Genomic DNA, 25,112 nt, shown 5'->3' with positions numbered 1-25,112 from the left:
ATCCCGCGCCATGCCTAGACGCTAGCTCCCCGCAACCGTCCCGGCTAGAGCATGATTCAGAACGTCCCACCGGTGACGAGCCTGGGCCGGGCGGGGTGAACCGGCCGGGATGCATGCCCCCTGCGCGCACCCCGGCCGGTGGGACCACCGCCACCGGTCTGGCCGTGATCCCGCGCGGCACACGCCCGATCGAGCGGTACGCCGCGTTTCTGGACGGGCCCGCGAGCCCGTCGACCGGTCTCAGCCGGTTCGTCGCACGAGGGTGCCGGTCGGGTGCCGCCCGGTTACCGAGGCGGTCGGCGTCGTGAACGACGATCCGGTGTACGTGGTGCCGGGCTGAGCCACGGCGGCCGGCACCCGGGCGTTTGCCGGTGTGGTGGTGACCGCCAGGGCGGTGGCGATCGCGGCCTGGGCGTCGCGTCGTCGGCGGTTCCAGGCGCCGCGGTCACCGTCGAAGTAGCCCTGCCGATATCCGAAGCGGTAGCCGATCCGGTAGCTGAGCTGCCCGTGCAGCCGTCCGGCCGCGTAGCTCGTCGCAGCGAGCACGAGCACCAGGAAGATCGCGAGGAAGGGACTCATCCGGCCGCTCCGGTGCCTCGCACGTTGCTCATCGTTCCTCCGGCTCGACGGTGGTCGGGTCGGTCACCAGCAGGCGGTCGAGGTCGTCGGTGCCGACCTCCTCGACCAGCTCGACGCTGATCCGGCAGCCGTCCAGGACCACTTCGGCCACCGACGACCGGCGGATCTCGCCGCCGGCGTCATAGACCCGGACGCTCAGTTCCGGGCAGCCGAGGTGAGTTCGCCAGGCGTTCCACTCGGTCCGGTCGCCGACACTGAGCGAGAGGTAGCGACAGCCCCGGGCCAGGTAAAGACGCCAGGGCGCGCTGAGCCCTGCGGCGACACCCTCCGCGATCAGGCCGAAGGCCTGCGCACGGGTTGCGAGTTCGGTCACCGCACCTCCCGTGCACCGGGCGCGTGACGCAGGTGAGCACTTATCGTCTCAGGCACGTGACACACCGTAGGTTGTCCCATGGGCGTGACAGTATCAGCTTTTCGTGCGTTTGCCCCCGCACCTACGGACATCTATCCTGCCCAGGTGACACCCCTCAGGAAGAATGTCGGAACCCTGATTGACCAGTCAGCGTCGGCGTCACGTAAGCGTGACAAAGGCGTGCCGAGGACGCCTACTCAGGTCCAACGGTCGTACGGTCACGAGGTGACCGAGACCGCCAATGCACGGAAGATCGCCTTCGCCACCTTCGTCCGACGGGCCCTCGACGAGGCCCGTGCCACAAGGGCATGGAGCGGCACCGAGGTCTCCCGGCGCACCGGCGTCTCACGGCAGACGATCAACCGCTGGGTACGCGGCGACTGGGCCAGCGATCCGGAGGCCGAGCGGGTGGTGGCGTTCTGCGAAGGTCTCGGCCTCGACCCGACGCCGGCCTTCGCGGCACTCGGCTGGGATCGGACCTCCTCCCGACACCGGTCCACCTCGACGCCCCCGCCGATGGACCCCGACGTGGAGGCGCTGCTCCGACGCCTGGTCGACCCCGACGTGTCGGACGCGGAGAAGTTCCACATCAGAGAAACCATTCGTTACCTCGCATACCGGCCGACCCTTCCGACCGGTGTCCGAAAGCGAGGGGAAGCGGCCAGCTAGTTCTCAGATGGCGAAAGAACAGCAGGTCAGCCTCATTCGTTTCGCTTCGGGGCGGGATCGGGCACGCTAGCGTCCGTATCTGTACTGCTTGGGCTCGTCGTCGGCGGGGGGACGGGACAAGGCCGAACCCAGCCCTGCGGGACAGAAGGAGGGTCTTTACATGACCCTGAAATGGTCGGCAGTCGTGGTCGCAACAGTCTCGGTGACACTCTGCGTCACCGGCAACGCGGTGACCCTGGCCCTCGACGGCGGGCAGCTTCCGCTGCTCGTCAACCTCGTCGCGCTCGTCGCCGCGAGCACCGCGATCGTCCTGGCCGTGATCGCTGAGCTGCACGAGCGGCTCAACGACCGGGTCACCGCGCTCACCGAGTTCCTGGTCGAGCGACTTCGGGAGATCGAGGCGCACACCGGCGACCGCAACGCCGGATTCGTGGAGGGCTACCTGCTCAGTCACGGTCAGGAAGCGGCCGTATTGCCGTTCGGTCGCCGAGGACGGGGAGCCGCCGAACGCTGAGCGCAAGGGCCGAACGAGCCGACTCGGGCCAGGATTGATCGCCAAAAGCCGGGGTACGCTGTGGCGCGTGCCACCGTTGAATCTGGGCGACCAACCGCCGAAGATCCCTTTGAATGCCGACCAGGCCTGGCGAATCACCGCCGACCGGGCCGGCGAGACCGTGCTCTTCTTCGACTTCGACGGCACACTCGCGCCCGTCGCCGACGACCCGACAAAGGTGCAGCCCGCGCCGAAGGTGCTGGCCGCTATCGAGGCGCTGGCCCCGGTGGTACGGCGGATCGCGATCGTCTCCGCCCGGCCCGTCGAGTTCCTGCGGGAGCACTTCGACGGGCTGAGCGGCGTGGACCTCTACGGCCTGTACGGCTTGGAGCACAGCCACTCCGGCGGCGAGACGGTCACCGAGCCGGCCGCCCTGCCCTTCGTGCCCACCATGAGCGAGCTGGCCGACCTGGCCCGCGCCGAGCTTCCGGCGCAGGCCCTGGTGGAGTACAAGCGGCTGTCGGTGGCTCTGCACTGGCGTACCGCCCCGCAGCTGGCGGAGACGGTCGAGCAGTGGGGCCGGGCCCAGGCCGAACGCCTCGGGCTGCGGGTGCAGATCGGCCGGATGGTGCTGGAGATCAAGCCGCCGGTCGACCGCGACAAGGGCATGGTCATCGACGAGCTGGTGCAGGACGCGGGGGGCGCCTGGTACTTCGGCGACGACGTCTCCGACATCAAGGCGTTCGCCGCGCTGCGGGCCCGCGCCGCCGCCGATGCCGACTTCATGGGAGTCTGCGTCGCTGTCGCCAACCCGGAGACCGGTGCCGAGGTCGCCGAGGCCGCCGACCTGACCATCGACTCACCGGCCGCCCTGGGCGACTTCCTCACCGAGGCCACCCATCACCTGACCTGACGGCCGGAAGAACGGCCGACCTGGTCAGGCCCCGAAGCGGCGCTGACGGGTGGCGTACGAGCGCAGTGCGCGGAGGAAGTCGACCCGGCGGAAGTCCGGCCAGTTGAGTTCGCAGAAGTAGAACTCCGAGTGTGCCGACTGCCAGAGCATGAAGCCGGACAGCCGCTGCTCCCCGCTGGTCCGGATGATCAGATCCGGGTCCGGCAGGCCGCGGGTGTAGAGGTGCTCCGAGATGTCGTCGACGTCGAGGGAACCGGCCAGTTCCTCAAGCGTGCCGCCGTTGGCCGCGTGCTCCAGCAGCAGCGAGCGGACCGCGTCGGCGATCTCCCGGCGGCCGCCGTACCCGACGGCGATGTTGACCTGAGCGCCGCCGCTGCGGTCCCGGGTCCGCTCCTCGGCGGCCTTGAGCGCGGCGGCGTGGTGGGCCGGCAGCACGTCGAGCGCGCCCACCATCCGCAGTCGCCAGGGGTTGCCCGCCTCGGCCAGCTCGGTGGTCAGATCTTCGATGATCTGGAGCAGCGGGTCCAGTTCCGTCGCGGGGCGGGAGAGATTGTCGGTGGAGAGCAGCCAGAGCGTCACGTGCCCCACCCCGGCCGCGTCACACCACCGCAGCAGCTCCTTGATCCGTTCGGCACCCATCCGGTGCCCGTCGTTCGGGTCGACGAAGCCCATCTCCCGGGCCCACCTGCGGTTACCGTCGCACATCACGCCCACGTGGCGGGGCACCGGACGGCCCGCGAGCTTGGCCGTCAGCCGCCGCTCGTAGACGGAGTAGAGAAGTTTCCGCAGAGTCATCACTTGCAGAGTAGCGAGCCCGCGCGCAGGAGAGCGTGCCGGTGGCAGATACCGCACCGAGCGGCCGAGACCCGGTCGAATCGCCCCAGCTCAGGACGCGGGCGCGGCGGTGGAAGCACGGCGTACGCCATAGAGGGCGAGGAACGCCGCGGCGACGAGTGGCGTGCCGTCGCGGATCAGGCCATCCACACCGAGTAACCACCAGCACAGCGGAAGGTCCACCGCGAGCACGATCACGGTGATCACCACGAGCAGGATGCCCGCCCAGCGCTTGCCACGCATCAGGAACGCGGTGCAGAACAGCACCAGGTAGCTGGTCGCGATCCCCGCCGCCAACCAGAACAGCACCGCGGGCAGTGCGAACGGCCGGCCGTCGAGGATCTCCGCGACGGCCACCAGCGCCGGTACGAGCATCAGCGGGCTGTAGGTGAACGCGGCGACCCGGCTGGTCAGCAGCCAGGCGTTGGCCTCCGGTCGGCGTGGGGGCGTTTCCCGCCAGAAGATGCCGGAGCGCTCGATGACCAGGCGGGGCCGGTGCCGCACCAGATGGCCGGCGATGGCCGGGGAGCGGTACAGCAGCCAGACCACGGCGACACACAACGCGGTGAGCAGGGCGAACCCGAGCAGACCGGGCAGCGGTGGCACGCCGTGCCGGGGCACGATCAGCCGCCCGACCGCGAAGACGGTCGTGACGGCGAGGATCAGGCCGAGCGGGCGGGCCACCGTACGCCCTCGTCGTACGTGACCGATCAGCAGCAGGAAGCCGATCGACCGCAACATCGCCCAGCCGGTGCGTACCGCCAGCCCGAAGCCCTGCTCCGGGGCGTACCACCAGTTGAGCACCTCGACCACGACGGTGGCCGCGGCGGTCACGGCGAGCAGCACGGTCATGGCCCGGACGGCGGACGGCCGCCGGACCTCGGTCTCGGCGGCCGTCCTCATGGGATCCGATGATGCCTCGGATCCCGCCTCGATCACACCCCGCGCGGCGACTGTTCCGCGTCGAGTCGTGCCCGCAGGGCGTCCAGCTCGGCCCAGAGCACACCGGGCAGCTTGTCACCGAACTTCTCGAACCACTCGGTGACCATCGGCAGCTCGTTGCGCCACTCGTCCGGGTCGACCTTGAGCGCGATCCGGACGTCCTCCGGGGTCATGTCCAGGCCCTCGACGTCGAGGGAGTCCAGCGTCGGGACCATGCCGATCGGCGTCTCGACGGCCTCCGCCCGACCCTCGATCCGCTCGATGACCCACTTGAGCACCCGGGAGTTCTCCCCGAATCCGGGCCACAGGAAGTTGCCCTCCGGGTCCTTGCGGAACCAGTTGACGTAGTAGACCTTGGGCAGCTTCGACTCGTCGCCGTTGGCACCCTTGCCCATCTCGATCCAGTGCCGGAAGTAGTCGCCACCGTGGTAGCCGATGAACGGCAGCATCGCCATCGGGTCACGGCGGACCACACCGACCGCGCCGGAGGCGGCGGCGGTGGTCTCCGAGGAGAGGGTGGCGCCCATGTAGACACCGTGCACCCAGTCCCGGGCCTCGGTCACCAGCGGTACGGTGTCCCGCCGCCGGCCGCCGAACAGGATCGCGTCGATCGGCACGCCGTTGGGGTCGTAGTAGTCCTCGGCGAGAATCGGGCACTGGGCGATCGGGGTGCAGAACCGACTGTTCGCGTGCGAGGAGAGGCTGTCGCTCTCCGGCGTCCAGTCGTTGCCCTTCCAGTCGATCAGGTGCGCCGGCGGCTCGCCCATGCCCTCCCACCAGATGTCACCGTCGTCGGTCAGGGCGACGTTTGTGAAGATGGAGTTGCCCTTGTCCAGGGTCCGCATGGCGTTGGCGTTGGTCTTCCAGTCGGTGCCGGGTGCCACGCCGAACAGGCCGAACTCCGGGTTGACCGCGTAGAGGCGACCGTCCGGGCCGAAGCGCATCCAGGCGATGTCGTCGCCGATGGTCTCGACCTTCCAGCCCGGGATGGTCGGCTCCAGCATGGCCAGGTTGGTCTTGCCGCAGGCCGACGGGAACGCACCGGCGATGTGGTAGACCTTGCCCTCCGGCGAGGTGATCTTGAGGATCAGCATGTGCTCGGCGAGCCAGCCCTCGTCGCGCCCCATCACGCTGGCGATCCGCAGCGAGTAGCACTTCTTGCCGAGCAGTGAGTTGCCGCCATAGCCGGAGCCGTACGACCAGATCTCCCGGGTCTCCGGGAAGTGCGAGATGTACTTGGTCTCGTTGCACGGCCAGGCCACGTCCTGCTGACCGGGGGCCAGCGGGGCACCGATCGAGTGCAGAGCGCGGACGAAGTCCGCGTCGTCACCCATCGCCTCCAGGATCTTGGCACCCATCCGGGTCATGATCCGCATGGAGGCGACCACGTACGGGCTGTCGGTGATCTCGACACCGAACATGGGCTTCTCGGCCTCGACCGGACCCATCACGAACGGAATGACGTACATCGTCCGACCGCGCATCGAACCGCGGTACAGATCGGTCATCGTCCGCTTCATCTCGGCCGGCGCCATCCAGTTGTTGGTCGGGCCGGCGTCCGCTTCGTCCACGGAGCAGATGAACGTCCGCTCCTCGACCCGGGCGACGTCCGTCGGGTCGGTCCGGGCATAGAACGAGTTCGGTTTCTTCTCGGGATTGAGCCGGATGAGGGTGCCGGCCTCGACCAGTTCATCGGTGAGGCGACGCCATTCCTGATCGGACCCGTCAACCCAGACCACCTGGTCAGGGGTGGTCAGTTCAGCGACCTCACGGACCCAGGCGAGCAGTTTGGGGTGGGACGTCGGGGCCTGATCGATACCCCGAACGGTGGCCGGAGCAACCATGACACTTCTCCTTGTGGTCGACGCTGACCGGTCTATTGGAGTGCACGAGTCTCGGCGCGCGTTGTGCGTCGCCTTCGTGGAAACCTGGGATTGCGCTCAGCGTAAACCGAGGGACCTCCACAGTCAGTGGGACTGGTTGTGAAGAACTGCACAAGGTACGGGTACGCTGCCGCTTCACGGCCCTTTACCCGCTTTCGCGCGCAGTTTCACGCAAATCTTGCGGTGAACCTCTATCAAGGCCACCCGGCGACGGCGCTTTGGCACCTGCTGGGAGGTAGCGGAAATCGACTCCGGATTGAATCGGTCCGGTTACGCTCCGTTCGTGCCCGTCCGCACCGCCGCGCCACCGGACACCGCAGGTCGTCACTACCCGCCTGCGGGGCCACCAACCGGTACGCTCGCACGGTGGCCGCCACGATGACCGGAGAGCCAGGCTCCCGGCAGACCCGATCGGGTCTGATCCACTCCCTGCGCGACCGTTTCGGTCACCTCGTGCGCGAGATGAGCAAGTTCGCGACCGTGGGCGGAGTGGCCTTTCTCATCGACTTCGCCCTGTTCAACTACCTGATCGGCCCTGCCGGGGTGGAACAGATCACGGCGAAGACGATCTCCACGGTGATCGCGGCCACGTTCGCGTTCCTGGGCAACCGGTTCTGGACGTGGCGGCACCGCCAGCGCTCCCACCCGGCCCGCGAGTACGCGCTGTTCTTCTTCTTCAACGCGGTGGGCCTGGGCATCGCGGTGGCCTGCCTGGCCATCAGCCGCTACGGCCTGGGCGGCATCTGGCCGGAGGTCTTCCAGACCCGGCTGGCCGACAACATCGCCAGCTTCGTCGTGGGCACCGGCCTCGGCACGCTGTTCCGATTCTGGTCGTACCGACGGTTCGTCTTCGTGGATACGGGAACTCCCGTCGCCGCGGAAGTTGACCGGGACCGCGGGGCGTGACCTCCCGCCCACCCGTACGGCCGGAGCCTGCCGGCCCGAGCCCACTGCCCTAAGGTGTTACGCATGCCTCTTGTCCGTCTGCTGCCTGAGCGCTGGCAGAAGTTCATCCATGAGGCGCTCAAATTCGGCCTGGTCGGTGGCATCAACACCGTCATCAATTATGCGGTGTTCAACGCCCTCGCCCTGACGATTTTTGTCGATGGTCAGCTGAAAGCGACGGTGATCGCCACGGTGGTGGCGACAATCACGTCATATCTGATGAATCGGCACTGGACGTACCGAGATCGCCCTAAATCGGCCATGCAGCGGGAATACGCCCTTTTCTTCCTGTTCAACGGGGCGGGCCTGCTGATCGAACTCGGTGTCCTCGCCGCCGCGAAGTACGGGCTGGGCATGACCAGCCTGTTGGCGCTGAACGTGGCCAAGACCGGCGGTGTGGTGTTGGCGACGCTGTTCCGCTTCTGGTCGTACCGCACGTTCGTCTTCCAACCTGCCGCGCCCGCCGAGGCCAGGCCGGCCTGGCAGGGCCTGCCCCGCGACGAGTGGGACACGATGGCCGGGATGGATCCGGTGGCCGAACTCGCCGAGTCCGTCACCGAGTTGGAGGAAGAGGAACCACCCGCCACCCGGCCGCCGAGCCTGACGCCTCGGCCGCTCCAGCCCCGCGCCGCGGCCCTGAGCAACGAGGCCGAACTCACCGCCGCGCTGGACAAGGAGCTGGAGGCCGAGCTGGCGGCAGAACTCCAGCCCGCCCCGGCGCACCGCCGCTTCCGGCGCCGCTGATCCGTGTGAACGCCCGAGAGCGCCCGCCGAGTCTGGCGGGCGCTCTCGGGCGTTCACGCAAGCTGGGTCATCTCGCTGTCGGGCGTACTCCCGTGCCTGGTCGGGCTGCTCAGGCGTCGGGGGCTCAGAGGCCGGACTTGTTGTCGCGTTCCGCGAGGATCTCGCGCAGCTCCCCGTCGCCCAACGAGTGCTTGTCGTGGAACGCCTCGACCAGCTCGTAGAGCTTGGTCTGGACCCGGTCGACCTTCGGCACGTCGGGCAGCACCGACTGGCCCCGCTCGCCGGCCGACTCGATGGTGAGCGTGCCGTAGCCCAGCAGTCGCCCGACGAACTGCTGGTTCATCGAGTGGTCGTTGACCCGGCTGAGCGGGATGTCCCGCCTCTCCCGGGAGAAGACCCCGTGCTGGAGCACCACTCGCTCGTTTGTGAACAGATAGTGCGTGGTGCGCCAGACGATGTACGGCCACGCACCCAGCACCAGTACGGCCAGCACCGCCAGCCCGCCGATCACGGCGAGGGTGATGGAGCCGCCTCCACCGGAGGGTAGGAACACCAGGCCGACCACCACCGCGGCGATGGCGAGCACCAGCACCGCCACCGGCCGGATCAGGGCCTTCCAGTGCGGACGCAGGTGCAGCACGACGTGCTCGTCCTCGGTGAGCACGTCTTCGGGGAACGCCACGGATACCTCCTCGCAGAACCGGACGCGCAGACGTTAACCCCCCACCCCCACTCCGCCACATCCACCACGCGGCCACCCTCCCCACCCCGTCCACCCACACCTCGCCGATCTTGCACTTTCGGTCCCCCTTACGCCCCGATATGCACCTTTAACCCCGACCAAAACTGCAAGATCGACGGGCCGAGCGCGGGGGGCGCGCGCGACGGGCCGAGCGCGAGGGGCGCGCGCGACGGGCCGAGCGCGAGGGGCGCGAGGGGTGGGGGTTTAGCGGAGGTGGAGGAGGTCGGCGGCGGGGAGGGAGTGGGTGGTGGGGGTGGGGTGGGGGGTGGTGAGGAGGAGGTGGCCTTCGCCGGTGATGGTGGTGGCGGTGCCGGTGAGTTCGGTGCCGTCGGGGAGCAGGGCGCGGACTTCGCGGCCGACAGTGGCGCAGACCTTCAGGTACGCCTCGCGCAGGCCGCTTGCGGTCGCGTCGCCGCCGGCGGCTCGCCAGCGGGCGTACCACTCGGCGAGTGAGCGGAGCAGTGCGCGCAGGAGTGGGTCCCGGTCGGTGGCTGTCGCACCGGCCAGTTGCAGCGAGGTGGCTCGCAGACCTGTCGGGTTCTCCGGCAACTCGTCGGCGCGCAGCGTGACGTTCAGCCCGATGCCGAGCACGACGGCGGGCGGGTCACCGAACTCGGGGCCGGGCACCGCCTCGGCGAGGATGCCGGCGCACTTCGCCCCGTCGATCAGCAGGTCGTTCGGCCACTTCAGGCTGGCGTCCAGCTCGGCCAACCGACCGACCGCCTCCACCAGCGCCACTCCGGCCAGCAACGGCAGCCAGCCGTACCCCGTCGGTGGTGCGGGTTGCCAGTCGCGGTCCGGCACCGCCTCCCCGGGCCGCAACAGCACGCTCGTCGCGATGCCCGCGCGCGGCGGCGACTGCCAGGTCCGGCCGCGCCGCCCTCGGCCGGCGGTCTGCCGCTCGGCCACCACCACCAGGCCCTCCGGCTCGCCGTCGCGGGCGGCCTCGGCGACATCGGCGTTGGTCGAGCCCGTCTCGGCGCGCAATTCCAGCCGCGCCCACGGACCGTACGGCGCGACCAGCGCCCGGCGCAGCCGCGCCGCCGACAGTGGCGGACGGTCCAGATCGGTGTACGGCGAGCCCGGCATCCCGTCAGCCTACGGTTTACCCCTCCTGCCGACCGCCGCCGACCTGAACCATCGTTATATTCCCTGGGTGACTACCGAGACCGGCAGCAACCTGCACAGCACCGCCGGCAAGCTGGCGGACCTGGCACGACGGGTCGACGAGGCGGTGCACGCCGGGTCGGCCCGTGCCGTGGAGAAGCAGCACGCCAGGGGCAAGAAGACCGCCCGTGAGCGGATCGACCTCCTGCTCGACGAGGGCTCCTTCGTCGAGTTGGACGAGTTCGCCCGGCACCGCTCCACCAACTTCGGCCTCGACCGCACCCGCCCGTACGGCGACGGTGTGATCACCGGCTACGGCACCATCGACGGCCGGCAGGTCTGCGTCTTCGCCCAGGACTTCACGGTCTTCGGCGGCTCCCTCGGCGAGGTCTTCGGCGAGAAGATCGTCAAGGTGATGGACCTCGCCATGAAGATCGGCTGCCCGGTCATCGGCATCAACGACTCCGGTGGCGCCCGCATCCAGGAGGGCGTCGTCTCGCTCGGCCTCTACGGCGAGATCTTCTTCCGCAACGTACGCGCCAGCGGCGTCATCCCGCAGATCTCGCTGATCATGGGTCCGTGCGCGGGCGGCGCGGTCTACTCCCCCGCGGTCACCGACTTCACCGTGATGGTCGACCAGACCTCGCACATGTTCATCACCGGCCCCGACGTCATCAAGACGGTCACCGGTGAGGACGTCGGCATGGAGGAGCTGGGTGGGGCCCGCACCCACAACAGCCGCAGCGGCAACGCGCACTACCTCGCCACCGACGAGGACGACGCGATCGACTACGTCAAGGCGCTGCTGTCCCACCTGCCGTCCAACAACCTGGACGAGCCGCCGGTCTTCCCGGTCGACGCGGAACTGGACGTCACCGACACCGACCGGGAACTGGACACCCTGATCCCGGACTCGGCCAACCAGCCGTACGACATGCACCGGGTGATCGAGCACGTGCTCGACGACGGGGAGTTCCTGGAGGTCCAGCCGCTCTACGCGCAGAACATGGTGGTCGGCTTCGGTCGGGTCGAGGGTCGGCCGGTCGGTGTGGTGGCCAACCAGCCCATGCACTTCGCCGGCACCCTGGACATCGCGGCCAGCGAGAAGGCGGCCCGCTTCGTGCGTACCTGCGACGCCTTCAACATCCCGGTGCTGACCTTCGTGGACGTGCCCGGCTTCCTGCCCGGCACCGGCCAGGAGTGGGACGGCATCATCCGCCGGGGCGCCAAGCTGATCTACGCGTACGCCGAGGCCACCGTGCCGAAGGTCACCGTGATCACCCGCAAGGCGTACGGCGGGGCGTACGACGTGATGGGCTCCAAGCACCTGGGGGCGGACCTGAACTTCGCCTGGCCGACCGCACAGATCGCGGTGATGGGCGCCCAGGGGGCGGTGAACATCCTCTACCGGCAGGAGTTGGCCGCCGCCGAGGACCCGGCCGCCGTCCGCGCCGAGAAGATCGCCGAGTACGAGGACACTCTCGCCAACCCGTACGTGGCCGCCGAGCGCGGGTACGTCGACGCGGTGATCGCGCCGCACGAGACCCGTACCCAGATCGTCCGGGCACTGCGGGTGCTCCGCACCAAGCGGGAAACCCTGCCCCCGAAGAAGCACGGCAACATCCCCCTCTGATCCCTCTGCCCCTCTCCCCTCCCCGCGCCCACCCCGCGCCCACCCCGCGCCCACCCCGCGCCCGCGATCTTGCAGTTTGGGTCGCCGCTCTGCGGCTTCTGCCCCTTATGCAGGGGCCAAAAGTGCAAGATCGCGGGGACGAAGGGGTGGGCAGGGGGGTCAGCAGGGGGGGTTGGCGGCTGTGCAGAGTCGTTGGGCGGCGATGGTGGCGACGCGGCGTAGCTCGGGGTCGGGGGCGTCGCGGTTGAGGGTCAGCACCGTGATGAGGTCGCCGACGCGCAGGACAGCGGTGGTGTCGGGGGGTGGGGGTTCCCGGGTTGCGCCGGTGTCCAGGTTGCGGGTTGCCGTGATGGTGTGCCGGATCAGCATCGCCTCGTCGCCGGCGAAGTCGCGGTCGGCCACCTCCCACCGGTGGTCCGCCTCGGCTCGGGCGATCCGGTCCTCCCACAGGACATCGCCGGTCGATCGCCAGTTCGCGCAAGGTGCGAGCACCTCGTCGAGCCGGCTGAAGAAGCCGGCGACCCGCTCCGGTGCGATCCGGTAGACGTCCTGGCTGAGCAGCACGTCGGCCGGCCGGCGGGCACCGTCCGCGCTCGCCCGCAGCAGGGTCTGCGAACGCGAGTACCGCGACGGCTCCCAGTACGCTGCCCGGCCCTGTTCCTCCAGGCAGACCGGCAGCAACTGGTCGATCTGCACCAGTTCACCGAAGCCTGCCTGACCGAGCGGCGGGTCAGTCATCGCCGTCAGGTCTGTCGGCTGCACCAGCGCCTCGTGTGGAATCTCCACGTACGCCGACGGCGACGCCTGCGGCTGCGGAACGGCAGCCGGTGACGCCCCGAGACGTAGCCCCGCGATCATCGGCCCGGCGGCCAGGAGCAGCACCGCGGTCGCCGCGCCCACCATGGCTCGACGCCGTCGTCGGCGGGCCCGCTCCCGCAGCACCGCAGGTTCCGGCCAGCGGACGTTCCGCAGGTCGTTGTGGAGTCGCTCGACGAACGTCATCTCGTCATGCACCGGGTGCCTCCTCCAGGTCAGAGACGGCGAGCAGTCCGGCGAGCGCGGTACGCCCCCGGGAAAGGCGGGCCTTGACCGTGCCGACCGGGGCCGAGGTCTGCCTCGCCACCTCGGCGACCGGCAGGCCGACCAGGTAGTAGAGCGCGATGGCGACCCGCTGTTCCTCGGGCAGGCGGCGCAGGGCGGCGACCACCTCGACGGTCTCCGTGCCCGGTGCGGGGACGCTCTCCACCGCGCCGTGCCGCAGGTACGCCCGAGCCCGACTACGCAGGCTGCGCCATCGGCTCACCGCGAGCCGGCTGGCCACCACCCGTACCCATGCCTCAGGGTCGTCGTAGTGCCGCACCGTGGACCACCGTTGCCAGGCTCGGACGTACGCCTCCTGAACGGCGTCCTGGGCTTCGGCGAGGTCACCGGTGAGCACGTAGACGAAGCCGAGCAACCGTTGTCGGCTGCCCCGGTAGAAATCGTCGAACCCGTCGACGTCCGGCACCTGCCACCTCCCTGCGGGTCGTAGAGGACACGCACCAGGGGGTGGGTGCGGTTGCCACCGGACGCGAACCGGCCGCGCCGGAGGGTCAGGTCACCAGGTGATGCCGGCCTCCGCGAGCAACGGGCCGGCCAGCATCAGACCGCCGACGACCAGCACCGCCAGGTTGACCAGACCGAAGAGGACGACCCAGAAGAACGCCGGAAACCCGGTGATCCCGGCCAACTGGTCGGCGTCGGAGGCGGGCATCCCCCGCCGGGTACGCAGCCGTTGCAGCTCGATCACCGGTCGTACGCCGCCGAGCAGCAGGAACCACACACTCGTCCAGGCGAAGGCGGCCTGCACCTGCGGGCTGGCGTACCACGAGACGGCGAGCACCACTCCGCCGGTGACCAGCAGCGACAGCACCCCGAACAGGTTGCGGATCATGACCAGCATGGCGAGCAGGAGGATCACCGCGAGCCAGAGCAGCAGCGTGATCCGGTTACCGGCCAACAGCCACGCCCCGCCCAGGCCGACCAGCGGTGGCGCGATATAGCCGGCGAGCAGGGTGAGCACCATGCCCGGACCGGTGGGCCGACCCGCAGACAGCGTCAGTCCCGAGGTGTCCGAGTGCAGCCGGATGCCGCGCAGCTTACGGCCGGTGAGCAGCGCGGCCAGAGCATGGCCGCCCTCGTGCGCGATGGTGATCGCGTTGCGGGCGACCCGCCACGGCAGCCGGGTGCTGACCACCAGCAGCGCGACCACGCCGGTGACCAGCACCAGCAGCGGGGGCGGATCCGGCTGCGCGCCGACCAGGCGGTCCCAGAACTCCGTCATGCCCTCGATCGACACCATGGGGCGCGAGCCTACCGCCCGTGTTCCGGTGTCATTGCCGGGCCAACCGCCCGTACGGTGTGAGACTGACCGGGTGGCGATCGGATCGGGAGGTGTACGCCGGTGAGCGCAGCCCCTCTGGAACCCCACGTCGGCCTCTGGACGGAGGACGACTACTTCGCCATGGGCGAGACCCATCACCGGATCGAGTTGCTCGACGGGAGCCTGATCGCGAGCCCTGCTCCGAGCCGACGGCATCAGCGAGTCGCCAGGCGACTGGCGAACAGCATCGAGGCTGCGGCGGAGGTCAACGACCTCTCGGTCTACGACGCGATCAACGTCCGGCTCAGCGTCGATCGCGTGGTGATTCCGGATCTCGTGGTCACCGACGCCGATGACGAGGGGACGGTGCTGGACGCGGCAGAGGTGGTGCTCGTGGGTGAGATCGTCTCGCCGGGCAACGCGGCCGCCGATCGGGTGCTCAAGATGCAGCTCTACGCGATCGCCCAAATCCCCTGGTACCTGCTGGTCGAGCAGGACGGTGACACCCACTCGCTGCGGCTGTACCGGCTCGACGGAGGGCACTACGTCGAGGATCAGGTGGCCAAGGCCGGGGAGACGTTGACCCTCGCCGAGCCGTTCCGCTGGCAGATCGATCCGGCCACCCTGCGCTGATCACCAGGTGGGCTCGCACCACAAGCCGGACATCGAAAATTATCTTTACCTCTATTGCCTGGCCGAGCAGGCCCACCCAAAGATGACTGTCAATTGACTGTCGTCTCAGGAGGACGCCATGAGTCAGGTCAGGTCTTCGCTGCGTCGGCTGACCGCCGCCGCACTCACCGTGCTCGCCACCGCCGCCGCCGGGCTCGTCGCCACCGCGACCCCCGCCGCGGCGGCCACCGTGCCCGGCATCGACGTCTCGCGCTACCAGGGCACCATCAACTGGACCAGCGTGCGCAACGCCGGCATCCAGTTCGCCTTCATCAAAGCCACCGAGGGTACGAGCTACAAGGACCCGAACTTCAACACCAACTACGTCAACGCGTACAACGCCGGGGTGATCCGGGGGGCGTACCACTTCGCCCGGCCCAACATCTCCTCCGGCGCGGTCCAGGCCAACTACCTGGCCTCCAACGGCGGCGCCTGGTCGGCCGACAGCCGTACCCTGCCCGCCGCCCTGGACCTGGAGGCGAACCCGTACAGCGGCGGCTACTGCTACGGCCTGAGCACCACCGCGATGCGCAACTGGGTGCAGGACTTCCTCAACACCTACCGCTCCCGCACCGGCCGCTACGCGGTCATCTACACCACCACCAGCTTCTGGAACCAGTGCACCGGCAGCTGGAGCGGCCCGTGGAACAACCACCCGCTCTGGATCGCCCGCTGGTCCTCCTCGGTGGGTGCTCTGCCGGCCGGCGCGCCCTTCTGGAGCTTCTGGCAGTACACCGACTCCGGCAGCGTCCCCGGTATCAGCGGCGCGGTGGACCGCAACTACTGGAACGGCGACCGCAGCCGGCTGATCGCCCTGGCCAACAACACCTGACGTACGCCCCGACCACCGGCCGGCGTCCCGTGACCCTGCGGACGTCGGCCGATCGTCGGTGTAAGTGTCATGCGGCGTTCAGGCCGGACGTCGCTGTGAGTCGTAGGCGCGGCACTCAAGCCGCGCGATGCTGTCGCACAGGCCGGGCGTCGCTGTCGGTGCGTAAGGGCTCAGGCCCGTCGTCGCGAGGCGAGCGCGACCGGCACGCTCATGCCACCCCGGCGGGTGACGCTGCCTCGGCGGGTGAGGTGCCAGCCGGCGAGCGCGGCACCGGCCAGCGTCACCAGACTCAGCAGGGTCGCCAGCACCGCGACTCCGGCGGCGGCGACCAGCAGTACGACGTTGCCGAGCACCACGAGCGTCCACAGTGCCAGCCGCGGTCGGGCATCCCTTCCTCGGTAACCCATCTCGGGCCTCCCTTCCGTCGTCGGAGATCAGATACCCCGAACGGCGGAAGGTCATGCCTGTCGATCAGTCCTGACGGTCGGGCACGAACTCCCGGAAGGCCGTCTCGAAGTTCGGCAGCTGCGCTTCCCACTCGCTTCTCGGCACTTCCCAGCGCAGCGCGAAACCGCGGTTGCTGGCGGTGACGAAGCCCCGGTTGCGGACTCGTAGCTCCACCCCGTTACGGGTCTGGTACCAGTCCCAGTCGCCGCAGGTACGCCACTTGCAGTCGAACGACCAGATGTCGATCAGCCGGTAGTTCTGCACGCCACGGACGTTCTTGCGGCCCGGCTCGAGCTGCCGCCAGGTGGCGGCGGCGTCCCGTCCCGGGCTGTCCGTGCGGTCGATGGTCAACTCGCTGACGCCGTTCGGGTCCCGGTACTTCACCCAGGTCCCGCCGGCGCTGCGCCGCCAGCCGTCCGGCACGGCCACCTTGAAGCCGACCGGATCGTTTCGCATCGTCCAGCCGTCCGGCAGCGCGCCGTTGGTCGGCGGCGCCGTGCTGGGCGTGGCCGACGGGCTGGGCGGAGCTGCGCTGGTCGGCGGGGCTGCGCTGGTGGGTGGGGGCGCGGCCGGTTCGCTTGTCGCCGCCGTCGGCGTCCCAGAACTACTGGCCGCACCCGGCGACGTGCCGTCGTCACCACGGTCATCGCCGGTCAGCAGCGGCACCGCCACCACCAGACCAACCAGCAGCAGCGCAACCAGGGCACCGACGAGCAGACCGCGACGGTTGCGCTCCGAGCGCAGGAAGCCCGAGGTGAAGACGGAGCCGCGAGCCGGGGTCGGATCATCCGGCACCGACGGCATCAGCGAGGTCCGCTGCGGTACGACCCGGGTGTTGTCCTCAGCGGGCGCAGGAGCCACCCGGCGGGTCGCATCGGCGTCCGAGTGCACGGTCGACCGGTCCATCGTGGACGTCGAGCGGTCGACCTTCGCGGTCGACTCCGTACCGGTGCCCGCCGCTGCACCACCGGGAACAGCCGCCGCACCCGACTGGTCCGCCTCTCCCGCCCCGGCGGTAGCGCCCCCTCCAGCGGTAGCGCCCGAGTCGGCGTCGAGGCCGGACTCCGCTCCGCTGTCAGCCGTACCGCCAGCGGTTACGGGCGCCGAGTCGGTGCTCCGGGACGCGCCGGCATCGTTGTTCGTACCGGCCGCTTCGCCCTCGTCCACCGGGCTGTTCGCACCGGACACCAGGGCGGTGGGTGCCGCGTCCGAGCCTGCCGGTTGCGTCGCGTCGGAACCGACTGCAGCATCTGCCCTGCTCGCCGGAGCGGCGTCGGCGGGGACCTTCGCCGTCGGCGCGGCGTCCGAGTTGATCGAGGAGCCGACGGCGCCGGCGGCGGCGAGCGGGCCGGAAACCGGCGGCGTACGCGGGGCAGGCGGGCTGACCGGCGCGGACGGGGTCGCCGGTCGTTCCCCGGACGGCCGCGGCGCCGGCACCAACGGCGGGCGTGGCTCACGCGGCCCGTTCGGCCCCGGTCGGCGTACACCGCCCAGCAGTGAGATGCTCCGGGCCCGCCGGCCGCTGGCCTTGCGGAGCATGCGCTCGGCGGACTCGGCGGTGATGCGTTCCTGGGGGTCCTTGCGGAGCAGCCCGGTGAGCACCGACTTGAGTGGCCCGGCGTTACGCGGCGGCGGCACCGGCTCGGTGGCCAGCGCGGCCAGGGTGGCGATCGCCGACGGCCGGGCGAACGGGGACTTGCCCTCCACGGCGGCGTAGAGCGTGGCACCCAGCGACCACAGGTCGGCCTCCGGCCCGGCGGTGCCGTCGCGGGCCCGTTCCGGTGCGATGTACGCCGGTGAGCCGAGCACCATGCCGGTGCGCGTGACGTTCGGGTCGCCGGGGATGGTGGCGAGCCCGAAGTCGGTCAACACCACCCGCCCGTCGGTGCCGAGCAGGACGTTGCCGGGCTTGACGTCGCGGTGCATGATGCCGGCCTTGTGCGCGGCCTTCAGGGCGTTCAGCACGCCCAGGCCGATCTCGACCGCCTGGGCCGACGACACCGGCCCGTCCTCCGCGAGCGTGTCCTGCAACGAACGCGACGCGACGTACTCCATCACGATCCACGGGTCACCGTCGGTGCGGAGCACGTCGAAGATGCGTACGACGTTGATGTTGTTGAGCCGGGCGATGGCCCGCGCCTCGCGCAGCGAGCGTTCCCGCATCTCGCGGCGCTCGTCGTTGGTCAGACCCGGCGGCGGTACGAGTTCCTTGATGGCGACGTCGCGGTGCAGCACCTCGTCGCGCGCCTTCCACACCCGACCCATGCCACCCTGACCGAGCGGCGAGATGAGCCGGTACCGGTCGGCGACGAGTTGGGAGGCGGAAGCGTCTGACATCGCTGAGACGGTACCCGGCAGCGCTGACACCTACACCGTCGGCACGCCATTGTGCGACCAAGATCAAGGTGGCCACGTACCCTGAGCGGCATGTGTGGGGAAGAGCCGCTGTTGCGGATCGTGCGCGGTGTGCCGACCGCGGAGGAACTGGCCGCGCTGGTGGGCGCCATCGTCACCCGCCCCCGGGCCGCCGACCCTGCCCCGGCACCGACGTCGACGTGGGCCCGCAGCGGCCGACCGGGAAGCAACGGTCACCTGCCCGGTCCCGGCGCCTGGCGCGCGTCCGCACTGCCCCGCTGACCGGCCCGTCGCTCCTCACCGAGCCGCTTCTCGGCTGTCGCAGGGGCTGTGACGGGGCAGCCGTGGGCGGCGTCACCCATTAACCTCACTCTGGGGAACCGGGCCGTGACGGTTGGGAGGGGCGATGATCCCTGAAGAGGATCGACAAGCGTCCTGGTTGGGCGGTTACCGCACCATCGAGGCGGACATCCGGCAGATGCGAGAATTCGCTGACCGGCTACGTGCCGAGGTGGAGAGCAACTACACCCCGCACCTGCGCTACATCGCCAGCGACATGCTCACCCAGGTGTCCAACCCCGCCGATGCCTTCATCGAGCTGGTGCAGTTCATGCGCGCACACTGGGAGACCCAGCAGGCCGCCACCAACGCCGTCTGGGGCGTCGGCCACACCACCGGCCACCTCGCGGAAGCCGCCCATCAGGTGGCGCTGCGCTACGGCGACGCCGACGCCTTCTCCGCGGCCCGGGTCGCCGACATCGAACGCGCCCTCGCCCGACCCGGCATCACCGCCGCCCCGCCGACACCGTCGCCGTCGTTCGCCGACCCCACCGGCCCCGACCAGCCCGGACCGGTGGTGCTGCCATGAGAGACGTGGGCGTCGGCCGCAGCGGTGGCCTCACCAACTGGTACCTGATGAACGTCGCCGACATGTGGGCCTGCGTGCAGGACCACCAGACCGAACAGCACTGGCGGCACGTCGCCGGCTGGCGCAAGGTCTGTGACCTGGCCGGCCAGCACCTCACCCGGCTCAAGGCGTACCGCGACGGCCTGGCCCGAGCCTGGCCGCCGGAGACAAACGCCGCCGCCAAGGCGTACGTCGCCGAACTCGACGACCTGATCGACCAGGTGCAACGCACGCACGACGCCGCCTCCGCCAACCAGACCGCGCTGTCCGCCGCCACCCAGGCCATCACCAGCACCCGCACCGAGTTGAGCAAGGTCTACGAGGAGTACGCCCGCAAACTCCAGCAGAAGCGGACCTGGGAGACGATCGCCGCCGATCCCAAAGCCGCCGCCGGCAGTCGGGCCAGCGAACCCCCGGTGACCGATGCCGAACTCGAACGCCTCAACGTCCGAGCGCGCGGCATCATGTACGGCCTCAGCAGCGAACTCCAACAAGCCCAAGCAATGCTCCGCCAACCCCCTCCTCCGCCTTCCGCAGGCCGCGGCATCAACCAAAATGAACCGAATGTGTACGGGGCCACAGTCGGACCAATTCCGATCCTTCCGCCTATTGTTCCTATTCCAACGCCAAGGGCTCGTACGATCCCAGGCGGACAGCCACCAGGCGAGCGAGTTGCTGTACCCAAGGCCCCCGGAACCGGGCCAGTTCTTGGCGGCAACCGACCCATTTCGGAATCACCGCCGACAGCGTCAGGAAAGGCGGCCTCGTCGACACCTTCTCCCCCCACGAGCTCCGGAATTCATCCTGAGCCATCAACCGGCCTCGGTTATCAGCCAAGGCGCCCTGGAACGGGCCAGCCATCTCCCGGTTCCATCGGACGCCCGACTCCCGGACCACACTCGCCGACAGCACCTCGACCCGCAGCCAATAACGGCCTAATCGGCGGGATTCCTGGGATGATAAACGGCCCGTCCTCAGGAAGCGCCGCACAGCCTCGGCGCGTTAACCCAGTCGGAGGAGTAATCGGAGGTGGTGCAGCTGGCACTGCTCCTACAGGTGCAGCAGGTTCGCGACCCCGAGGAGTCCGTGGAATTTCCAGCGCCAACTCCTCACTCGCCAGTATGCCAGCAGCCGGCTGGCCCAACTCAGGCGGAATGATGAGTTCGCGGGGATCCGGCAGCCAAGACGGCGAGACAAGGCGATGGGATCCAGATCAACCCTGGCAAGTAGACCCGGGGGTCCCTCCGGTTGTTAAGCCCAACAACGACGACGAGCCAATCGACCCTGGACCCGCAATCGGACTCAAATAGATGGACTTTCTTACCCACGTCAGCACAATTACCCTAGCAGCCACTATCCTTGCCCCCTCAACAGCAGGCATGATCGGACCGGCAAGGACAGCCCCAGTGGGTGTCGATCGAATTCGCAGCGACCAGTGGCATCTTGCATACCTAAGAACCGCCAAAGCACACACGATCAGCCAAGGTGCTGGTGTGATGGTCGCGGTTCCGGACACTGGGATTGACCCACACCCCGACCTCGCAGATAACCTGCTTCCGGGAATCGACATTACATCGGAGAATAGTGAGAATGGCCAACGCGATAAAGATGGCCACGGAACAACAGTTGCAGGTCTTATCGCTGCCCATGGGCAGGCGACCAGCAAAGGCGCTCTCGGCATCGCACCCAAAGCGAAGATACTCCCAATAAGAGTCAATCTCGACAATCGTCACGTGGACGTTGACGACTTGGCAAGCGGAATTAATTACGCCGTTGGGCGAGGCGTGCAGGTAATCAGCATTTCCATGGCAACCGGACCGAGCATTAAGCTACAACAGGCCATCGAGTCGGCAATACGTGCGAACATTGTTGTGGTTGCCGGGTCCGGCAACCACCCACAGGAAGCCACGGTAGCGTTCCCTGCCGCATATCCGGGCGTCATAGCCGTGGGCGGAATCAATCGGTCAGGGGGAATTGCACCCATATCCGTTACAGGCCCGGAAGTCGATGTTGTAGCTCCAGCCGAGGAAATTTATAGCACAAGCACGGGCGGGAACTACAGCCGCAGTAATGGCACCTCCGACGCTACGGCGATTGTGGCGGGGGCGGCGGCGTTGGTGCGGGCCAGGTATCCGTATCTGCCGGCGGATGAGGTGGCGCACCGGCTGACCGCTACCGCGATCGACAAGGGGCCACCGGGGCGCGACGACCAGTACGGCTACGGGGTCATTGACCTGGTGGCGGCGCTGACGGCAGACGTACCGCCGAGGGGTTTTGAGTCGGTGCCGGCGACCTCGCCGGATGCGACTGGCCCGACCACGGCGGCGGCGGATGGGCCGTCGGCCGGTGGTGGGGGTGCGGCGACCGTGCGGGGGCTGGTCACGTTGGGGTTGTTGGTCGCGGGGGGTATGGCCTGGGCATTGGTGGTGCGTCACCGTCGTAGGTCCGATGATCCGCCACCGCGGGTCAGTCGCTGACCTCGCGTCGACACGACGGACGGCTGCGGCATGACGCCGAGCGGCTGCGACACGACGACGTGCGTCTGGGCGCAGGGGCGGGGGCGGAAGGGCAACCGGTAACGTCGGCGAGGTGCCTGATGTGATGCCTGTTCGGCTGGTGCTTGCCTCTGCGAGCCCGGCCCGCCGTAAGACGCTGCAAGCTGCCGGCATCGAGCCGGATGTGCTGGTCAGTGGGGTCGATGAGTCGCTTGTGGTGACCGAGCGGGCGGAGGATCTCTGCCTTGAGTTGGCCCGCTTGAAGGCGCAGGCGGTGGTGGCCCGGCTGCGGCCCGCCGACGATCAGCGCACGCTCGTGTTGGGCTGCGACTCCGTGCTCGCCTTCGACGGGCAGATCCTCGGCAAGCCGGCGGATCCCGCCGATGCCACTGCGCGGTGGGAACGGATGCGGGGACGCAGCGGCGTGCTGCACAGTGGGCATTGTCTCGTCGACGTCAAGGCGGGGCGTCAGGCGGAGGCGGTGGCCTCGACTGTGGTGCACTTCGCCGACATCAGCGACCACGAGATCGCCACGTACGTCGAGACCGGTGAACCGCTCGCGGTGGCGGGCGCGTTCACCATCGATGGTCTGGGCGGGCCGTTCGTGGAGCGGATCGAGGGTGATCCGAGCACGGTGATCGGGCTGTCCCTACCACTGCTGCGGCGGCTGCTGGCCGAGTTGGACCTGCGGATCACTGATCTGTGGACGAAGGTCGCGCCGGGTAACCAGTCGGTCGAGCCACTCGGATAACGTCCCGGCATGACGCTGAAGTCGATTCCGCTCACCGACGAACTGCACGGTTACCTGGTGGCCCACGGTGCCCCGCCCGACGAGGTGATCCGTGATCTGGCCGAGGAGACGCTGGCCCTGCTGCCGGAGCACGCGTCCATGCAGGTGGCACCCGAGCAGGCGGCCTTCCTGACCTTCCTGACCCGGCTGCTCGGTGCCCGGCAGGCCGTGGAGGTGGGCACCTTCACCGGGCTTTCCGCGCTGGCGGTCGCCCGTGGGCTTGTCGACGGTGGGCGGTTGACCTGCTTCGACATCTCCGAGGAGTACACGAGTGTCGCCCGCCGGTACTGGGCGCGTGCCGGGGTGGCCGACCGGATCGACCTGCGGATCGGCCCGGCCGGGGACAGGCTGCGGGAGTTGCCGAACGAGCGCTACCTGGACTTCGCCTTCATCGACGCGGACAAAACCGGCTACCCGATCTACTGGGCCGAGCTGGTGCCCCGGATGCGGCCCGGCGGGGTGATCGCCGTCGACAACGTGCTGCGGCACGGTCGGGTCATCGCACCGCAGAACGCCGACGACCGGGCCATCGCCGCGTTCAACGACGATGTCCTGGCCGACGTACGGGTGGACGCGGTGATGCTGCCGATCGCCGACGGTCTGACCCTCGCCCGGGTGCGCTGAGCCAGGGCAAGGGTCAGGAGCAGGGGTGCCAGGACTCGTTCGGTGGGCTGTTGCCCACGGTGTCGAAGCCGAACTGCTCAGGCGGTCAGTTGCCGAAGCAGTTCGGCGGAGTCGTGCAGCGCCGTCATCTGCACGAACCGGCCGTCCCTGACCTCATAGATGGCGTACTCGACGATTTCGAAGGAGGCGCCGGACGGTGCGACACCGAGCCACTCAGCAACCGGAGTGCCGGTGTTGATCGCGCGTACGGCGATGCGGTTGCGGTCGAACAGCAGTTCCTTGACCTCCCAGTGGAGGTCCGGAACGGCGTCTCTTGCGTCGTCATGTCGCCCTACCAGCTCAGGGTGCCGTGGTCGTCGGTGAGGGTTCCGGTCGGACTGTCCACGCCGAGCGTGGCGAGGCGTACGACCGTCTTGGCGCTCTCCTCGACCGGCCGTCCGACCCCGAGGTCGGCGGTCATGTCGGTGGCTGTGGTGCCGGGCTCCAGTGCGTTGAACTTGATGCCCGGGTACAACTTGGCGTACTGGACGGTGAGCATGGTGGCCGCTGACTTGGACGCCGCGTAGAGCGCCAGCGGGATGCCGAACTCCGGCCGTTCGGGGTTGTTCACCGCCCAGAACGATCCCAGGCTGCTGGAGACGTTGACGACTGTCGGGTTCGATGACTTCTTCAGCAGCGGCAACGCGGCCTCGGTGACCCGGACGACGCCCACCGCGTTGGTGTCGAACACGTGCAGGGCCTTCGGTCCGTCGATGTCTCCGGCGCCGAGGATGCCCGCGTTGTTGATCAGGACGTCGAGGCGGCCCTCGGCCGCATCGATTGTCGCGAGGGCGTCGCTGACCGACGCATCGTCGGTGACGTCGAGCTGTACGAACGGTGCGCCGAGTGCTGCCGCGGCGGCCTTGCCCCGCCCGACGTCGCGTGCGCCGATGTAGACGACGTGGCCCAGTGCGAGAAGCTGCCGGGCGGTTTCGAAGCCGATGCCCTTGTTGGCGCCGGTAACCAGTGTGACGGTCATGCTTCTCCTTTTGTACCGATCAGTTGCGAGTCAGCGTAACAGGGTTTTGTACCGATCGGTTGGTGGCTCGGGTCACTTCTGTACCGAGCGGTAGACTGCTGTCATGAGCACGATCGGACGTCCCCGCGCCTTCGACGAGGAGGCTGTCCTCGATCGCGCCACCGAGGTCTTCTGGCAGCACGGCTACGAAGGCGCGTCGCTGAGCGCCCTCACCAGCGCGATGGGCATCAACCGGCCGAGCCTGTACGCCACGTTCGGCAGCAAGGAGCAACTGTTCCAACGCGCCTTCGCCAGGTACCACGAGACCCAGGTGACCGCCGCGCGCGCCGCACTCGACAAACCCAGCGCGTACGCCGCCATCGAGGCGTTCCTGCGCGCCAGCGCCGACGGCCTCACCGCCGCCGATCACCCCGCCGGTTGCCTCTCCATCCAGGGCGGTCTGGCCTGCTCACCGGAGAACGCCGGGATCTCCGAGATCCTGGCCGCCGGTCGCGCCGCCACCGAGGCGGCCCTTGCGGAACGGCTGACCCGCGCCGTGGACGAGGGCGACCTGTCGGACGACACGGATGTCCGGGCGCTCGCCCGGTTCGTGATGGCGCTGAGCGAGGGCCACGCGGTGCACGCCGCAGCCGGCGCGAGCCGCGAAGACCTTCAGGCCTCCGTCGACATCGCCCTGCGCGCCGTCGGCGCACTCCAGCGCCGCTGAACAGCACG

The 25,112-nt window shown here is 69.1% G+C and carries 28 protein-coding genes; 14 read left to right on the top strand and 14 right to left on the bottom strand.

The window, feature by feature from the left end:
* Positions 1-240: 240 nt before the first annotated feature.
* Together Vgi01_RS03465 and Vgi01_RS03460 are read right to left on the bottom strand one after the other, a co-directional pair.
* On the bottom strand, positions 241-579 hold the full coding sequence (locus Vgi01_RS03465) for a hypothetical protein (protein WP_102656568.1): 339 nt from the start codon (positions 577-579) through the stop codon (positions 241-243).
* A 28-nt stretch (positions 580-607) separates the two neighbouring features.
* Entirely contained in the window at positions 608-952 is a 345-nt protein-coding gene (locus Vgi01_RS03460) for a hypothetical protein (protein WP_102656569.1), read from the bottom strand.
* A 264-nt stretch (positions 953-1,216) separates the two neighbouring features.
* On the opposite strand from Vgi01_RS03460, the gene Vgi01_RS03455 reads away from it, so the two are divergent.
* The 3 genes from Vgi01_RS03455 (at position 1,217) to otsB (ending at position 3,066) form a co-directional block, all read left to right on the top strand.
* On the top strand, positions 1,217-1,660 hold the full coding sequence (locus tag Vgi01_RS03455) for a helix-turn-helix domain-containing protein (protein ID WP_102656570.1): 444 nt from the start codon (positions 1,217-1,219) through the stop codon (positions 1,658-1,660).
* 160 nt (positions 1,661-1,820) lie between these two features.
* Positions 1,821-2,174 carry a hypothetical protein gene (locus tag Vgi01_RS03450; protein ID WP_013731586.1) on the top strand — a complete coding sequence of 118 codons (354 nt, stop codon included), beginning with the start codon at positions 1,821-1,823 and terminating at the stop codon, positions 2,172-2,174.
* Between the two features lie 67 nt (positions 2,175-2,241).
* Positions 2,242-3,066: a trehalose-phosphatase gene (otsB, locus tag Vgi01_RS03445; RefSeq protein WP_102656571.1), complete on the top strand. Its 825-nt coding sequence runs from the start codon at positions 2,242-2,244 to the stop codon at positions 3,064-3,066.
* A gap of 24 nt (positions 3,067-3,090) precedes the next feature.
* Here otsB and Vgi01_RS03440 read toward each other — a convergent pair whose 3' ends face one another.
* From Vgi01_RS03440 to Vgi01_RS03430, 3 genes are all read right to left on the bottom strand, one after another.
* On the bottom strand, positions 3,091-3,861 hold the full coding sequence (locus tag Vgi01_RS03440) for an isoprenyl transferase (protein WP_102656635.1): 771 nt from the start codon (positions 3,859-3,861) through the stop codon (positions 3,091-3,093).
* Between the two features lie 90 nt (positions 3,862-3,951).
* On the bottom strand, positions 3,952-4,803 hold the full coding sequence (locus Vgi01_RS03435; protein WP_204290111.1) for a hypothetical protein: 852 nt from the start codon (positions 4,801-4,803) through the stop codon (positions 3,952-3,954).
* Positions 4,804-4,835: 32 nt separating this feature from the next.
* A complete protein-coding gene (locus Vgi01_RS03430) occupies positions 4,836-6,686 on the bottom strand; it encodes a phosphoenolpyruvate carboxykinase (GTP) (RefSeq protein ID WP_204290110.1) in 1,851 nt (616 codons plus the stop codon).
* Positions 6,687-7,103: 417 nt separating this feature from the next.
* Here Vgi01_RS03430 and Vgi01_RS03425 point away from each other — a divergent pair, with 417 nt between their 5' ends.
* Together Vgi01_RS03425 and Vgi01_RS03420 are read left to right on the top strand one after the other, a co-directional pair.
* Entirely contained in the window at positions 7,104-7,631 is a 528-nt protein-coding gene (locus Vgi01_RS03425) for a GtrA family protein (protein WP_233196626.1), read from the top strand.
* A gap of 63 nt (positions 7,632-7,694) precedes the next feature.
* A complete protein-coding gene (locus Vgi01_RS03420; protein ID WP_102656575.1) occupies positions 7,695-8,414 on the top strand; it encodes a GtrA family protein in 720 nt (239 codons plus the stop codon).
* A gap of 124 nt (positions 8,415-8,538) precedes the next feature.
* Here Vgi01_RS03420 and Vgi01_RS03415 read toward each other — a convergent pair whose 3' ends face one another.
* Positions 8,539-9,096 (bottom strand): PH domain-containing protein, encoded by a 558-nt coding sequence (locus Vgi01_RS03415; protein WP_102656576.1) that lies wholly within the window; start codon positions 9,094-9,096, stop codon positions 8,539-8,541.
* 264 nt (positions 9,097-9,360) lie between these two features.
* Entirely contained in the window at positions 9,361-10,245 is an 885-nt protein-coding gene (locus Vgi01_RS03410) for a biotin--[acetyl-CoA-carboxylase] ligase (protein ID WP_204290109.1), read from the bottom strand.
* Between the two features lie 67 nt (positions 10,246-10,312).
* Here Vgi01_RS03410 and Vgi01_RS03405 point away from each other — a divergent pair, with 67 nt between their 5' ends.
* Positions 10,313-11,896 carry an acyl-CoA carboxylase subunit beta gene (locus Vgi01_RS03405; RefSeq protein ID WP_102660571.1) on the top strand — a complete coding sequence of 528 codons (1,584 nt, stop codon included), beginning with the start codon at positions 10,313-10,315 and terminating at the stop codon, positions 11,894-11,896.
* Positions 11,897-12,055: 159 nt separating this feature from the next.
* On the opposite strand, the gene Vgi01_RS03400 is transcribed toward Vgi01_RS03405, so the two are convergent.
* The 3 genes from Vgi01_RS03400 to Vgi01_RS03390 form a co-directional block, all read right to left on the bottom strand.
* Positions 12,056-12,910 carry a hypothetical protein gene (locus Vgi01_RS03400; protein ID WP_102660572.1) on the bottom strand — a complete coding sequence of 285 codons (855 nt, stop codon included), beginning with the start codon at positions 12,908-12,910 and terminating at the stop codon, positions 12,056-12,058.
* Positions 12,903-13,403 (bottom strand): SigE family RNA polymerase sigma factor, encoded by a 501-nt coding sequence (locus tag Vgi01_RS03395; RefSeq protein ID WP_013731575.1) that lies wholly within the window; start codon positions 13,401-13,403, stop codon positions 12,903-12,905. Before Vgi01_RS03395 ends, Vgi01_RS03400 begins: the two co-directional genes overlap by 8 nt.
* Before the next feature lie 90 nt (positions 13,404-13,493).
* The gene (locus tag Vgi01_RS03390; protein WP_102660573.1) at positions 13,494-14,237 is read right to left on the bottom strand and encodes a M50 family metallopeptidase; all 744 of its coding nucleotides are present in this window, start codon (positions 14,235-14,237) and stop codon (positions 13,494-13,496) included.
* Between the two features lie 102 nt (positions 14,238-14,339).
* Between Vgi01_RS03390 and Vgi01_RS03385 the strand changes: the two genes are divergently transcribed.
* Both Vgi01_RS03385 and Vgi01_RS03380 read left to right on the top strand, forming a co-directional pair.
* Positions 14,340-14,891 (top strand): Uma2 family endonuclease, encoded by a 552-nt coding sequence (locus Vgi01_RS03385; RefSeq protein ID WP_204290108.1) that lies wholly within the window; start codon positions 14,340-14,342, stop codon positions 14,889-14,891.
* Positions 14,892-15,009: 118 nt separating this feature from the next.
* Positions 15,010-15,762, top strand: coding sequence for a GH25 family lysozyme (locus tag Vgi01_RS03380; protein WP_013731572.1), 753 nt, complete (start codon positions 15,010-15,012; stop codon positions 15,760-15,762).
* A 170-nt stretch (positions 15,763-15,932) separates the two neighbouring features.
* Here the strand turns inward: Vgi01_RS03380 and Vgi01_RS03375 are convergent, their stop codons facing one another.
* A complete protein-coding gene (locus tag Vgi01_RS03375; protein ID WP_043719689.1) occupies positions 15,933-16,169 on the bottom strand; it encodes a hypothetical protein in 237 nt (78 codons plus the stop codon).
* Between the two features lie 64 nt (positions 16,170-16,233).
* The gene (locus Vgi01_RS03370) at positions 16,234-18,546 is read right to left on the bottom strand and encodes a serine/threonine-protein kinase (RefSeq protein ID WP_204290107.1); all 2,313 of its coding nucleotides are present in this window, start codon (positions 18,544-18,546) and stop codon (positions 16,234-16,236) included.
* Between the two features lie 90 nt (positions 18,547-18,636).
* Here Vgi01_RS03370 and Vgi01_RS03365 point away from each other — a divergent pair, with 90 nt between their 5' ends.
* The 5 genes from Vgi01_RS03365 to Vgi01_RS03345 all read left to right on the top strand — a co-directional run bounded on the left by Vgi01_RS03365 (position 18,637) and on the right by Vgi01_RS03345 (position 23,380).
* Positions 18,637-18,846: an acyl-CoA carboxylase subunit epsilon gene (locus tag Vgi01_RS03365; protein ID WP_204290106.1), complete on the top strand. Its 210-nt coding sequence runs from the start codon at positions 18,637-18,639 to the stop codon at positions 18,844-18,846.
* A 124-nt stretch (positions 18,847-18,970) separates the two neighbouring features.
* Complete coding sequence (locus tag Vgi01_RS03360) at positions 18,971-19,432, top strand: hypothetical protein (RefSeq protein WP_204290105.1); 462 nt, start codon at positions 18,971-18,973, stop codon at positions 19,430-19,432.
* A gap of 1,418 nt (positions 19,433-20,850) precedes the next feature.
* Entirely contained in the window at positions 20,851-21,948 is a 1,098-nt protein-coding gene (mycP, locus tag Vgi01_RS03355) for a type VII secretion-associated serine protease mycosin (protein WP_204290129.1), read from the top strand.
* Positions 21,949-22,072: 124 nt separating this feature from the next.
* The gene (locus Vgi01_RS03350; protein ID WP_373306845.1) at positions 22,073-22,717 is read left to right on the top strand and encodes a Maf family protein; all 645 of its coding nucleotides are present in this window, start codon (positions 22,073-22,075) and stop codon (positions 22,715-22,717) included.
* A gap of 9 nt (positions 22,718-22,726) precedes the next feature.
* Positions 22,727-23,380 (top strand): O-methyltransferase, encoded by a 654-nt coding sequence (locus tag Vgi01_RS03345; protein ID WP_102660579.1) that lies wholly within the window; start codon positions 22,727-22,729, stop codon positions 23,378-23,380.
* Positions 23,381-23,457: 77 nt separating this feature from the next.
* On the opposite strand, the gene Vgi01_RS31360 is transcribed toward Vgi01_RS03345, so the two are convergent.
* Entirely contained in the window at positions 23,458-23,652 is a 195-nt protein-coding gene (locus Vgi01_RS31360; RefSeq protein WP_373306846.1) for an ester cyclase, read from the bottom strand.
* A gap of 59 nt (positions 23,653-23,711) precedes the next feature.
* Entirely contained in the window at positions 23,712-24,398 is a 687-nt protein-coding gene (locus tag Vgi01_RS03335; protein WP_204290103.1) for an SDR family NAD(P)-dependent oxidoreductase, read from the bottom strand.
* A 103-nt stretch (positions 24,399-24,501) separates the two neighbouring features.
* Here Vgi01_RS03335 and Vgi01_RS03330 point away from each other — a divergent pair, with 103 nt between their 5' ends.
* A complete protein-coding gene (locus tag Vgi01_RS03330; protein ID WP_102660581.1) occupies positions 24,502-25,104 on the top strand; it encodes a TetR/AcrR family transcriptional regulator in 603 nt (200 codons plus the stop codon).
* Positions 25,105-25,112 lie beyond the last annotated feature (8 nt).

The organism is Micromonospora gifhornensis (assembly GCF_016863515.1).
In the GTDB taxonomy this organism is placed as follows: domain Bacteria; phylum Actinomycetota; class Actinomycetes; order Mycobacteriales; family Micromonosporaceae; genus Micromonospora; species Micromonospora gifhornensis.
This window is presented reverse-complemented; position numbering and strand designations above follow the sequence as displayed.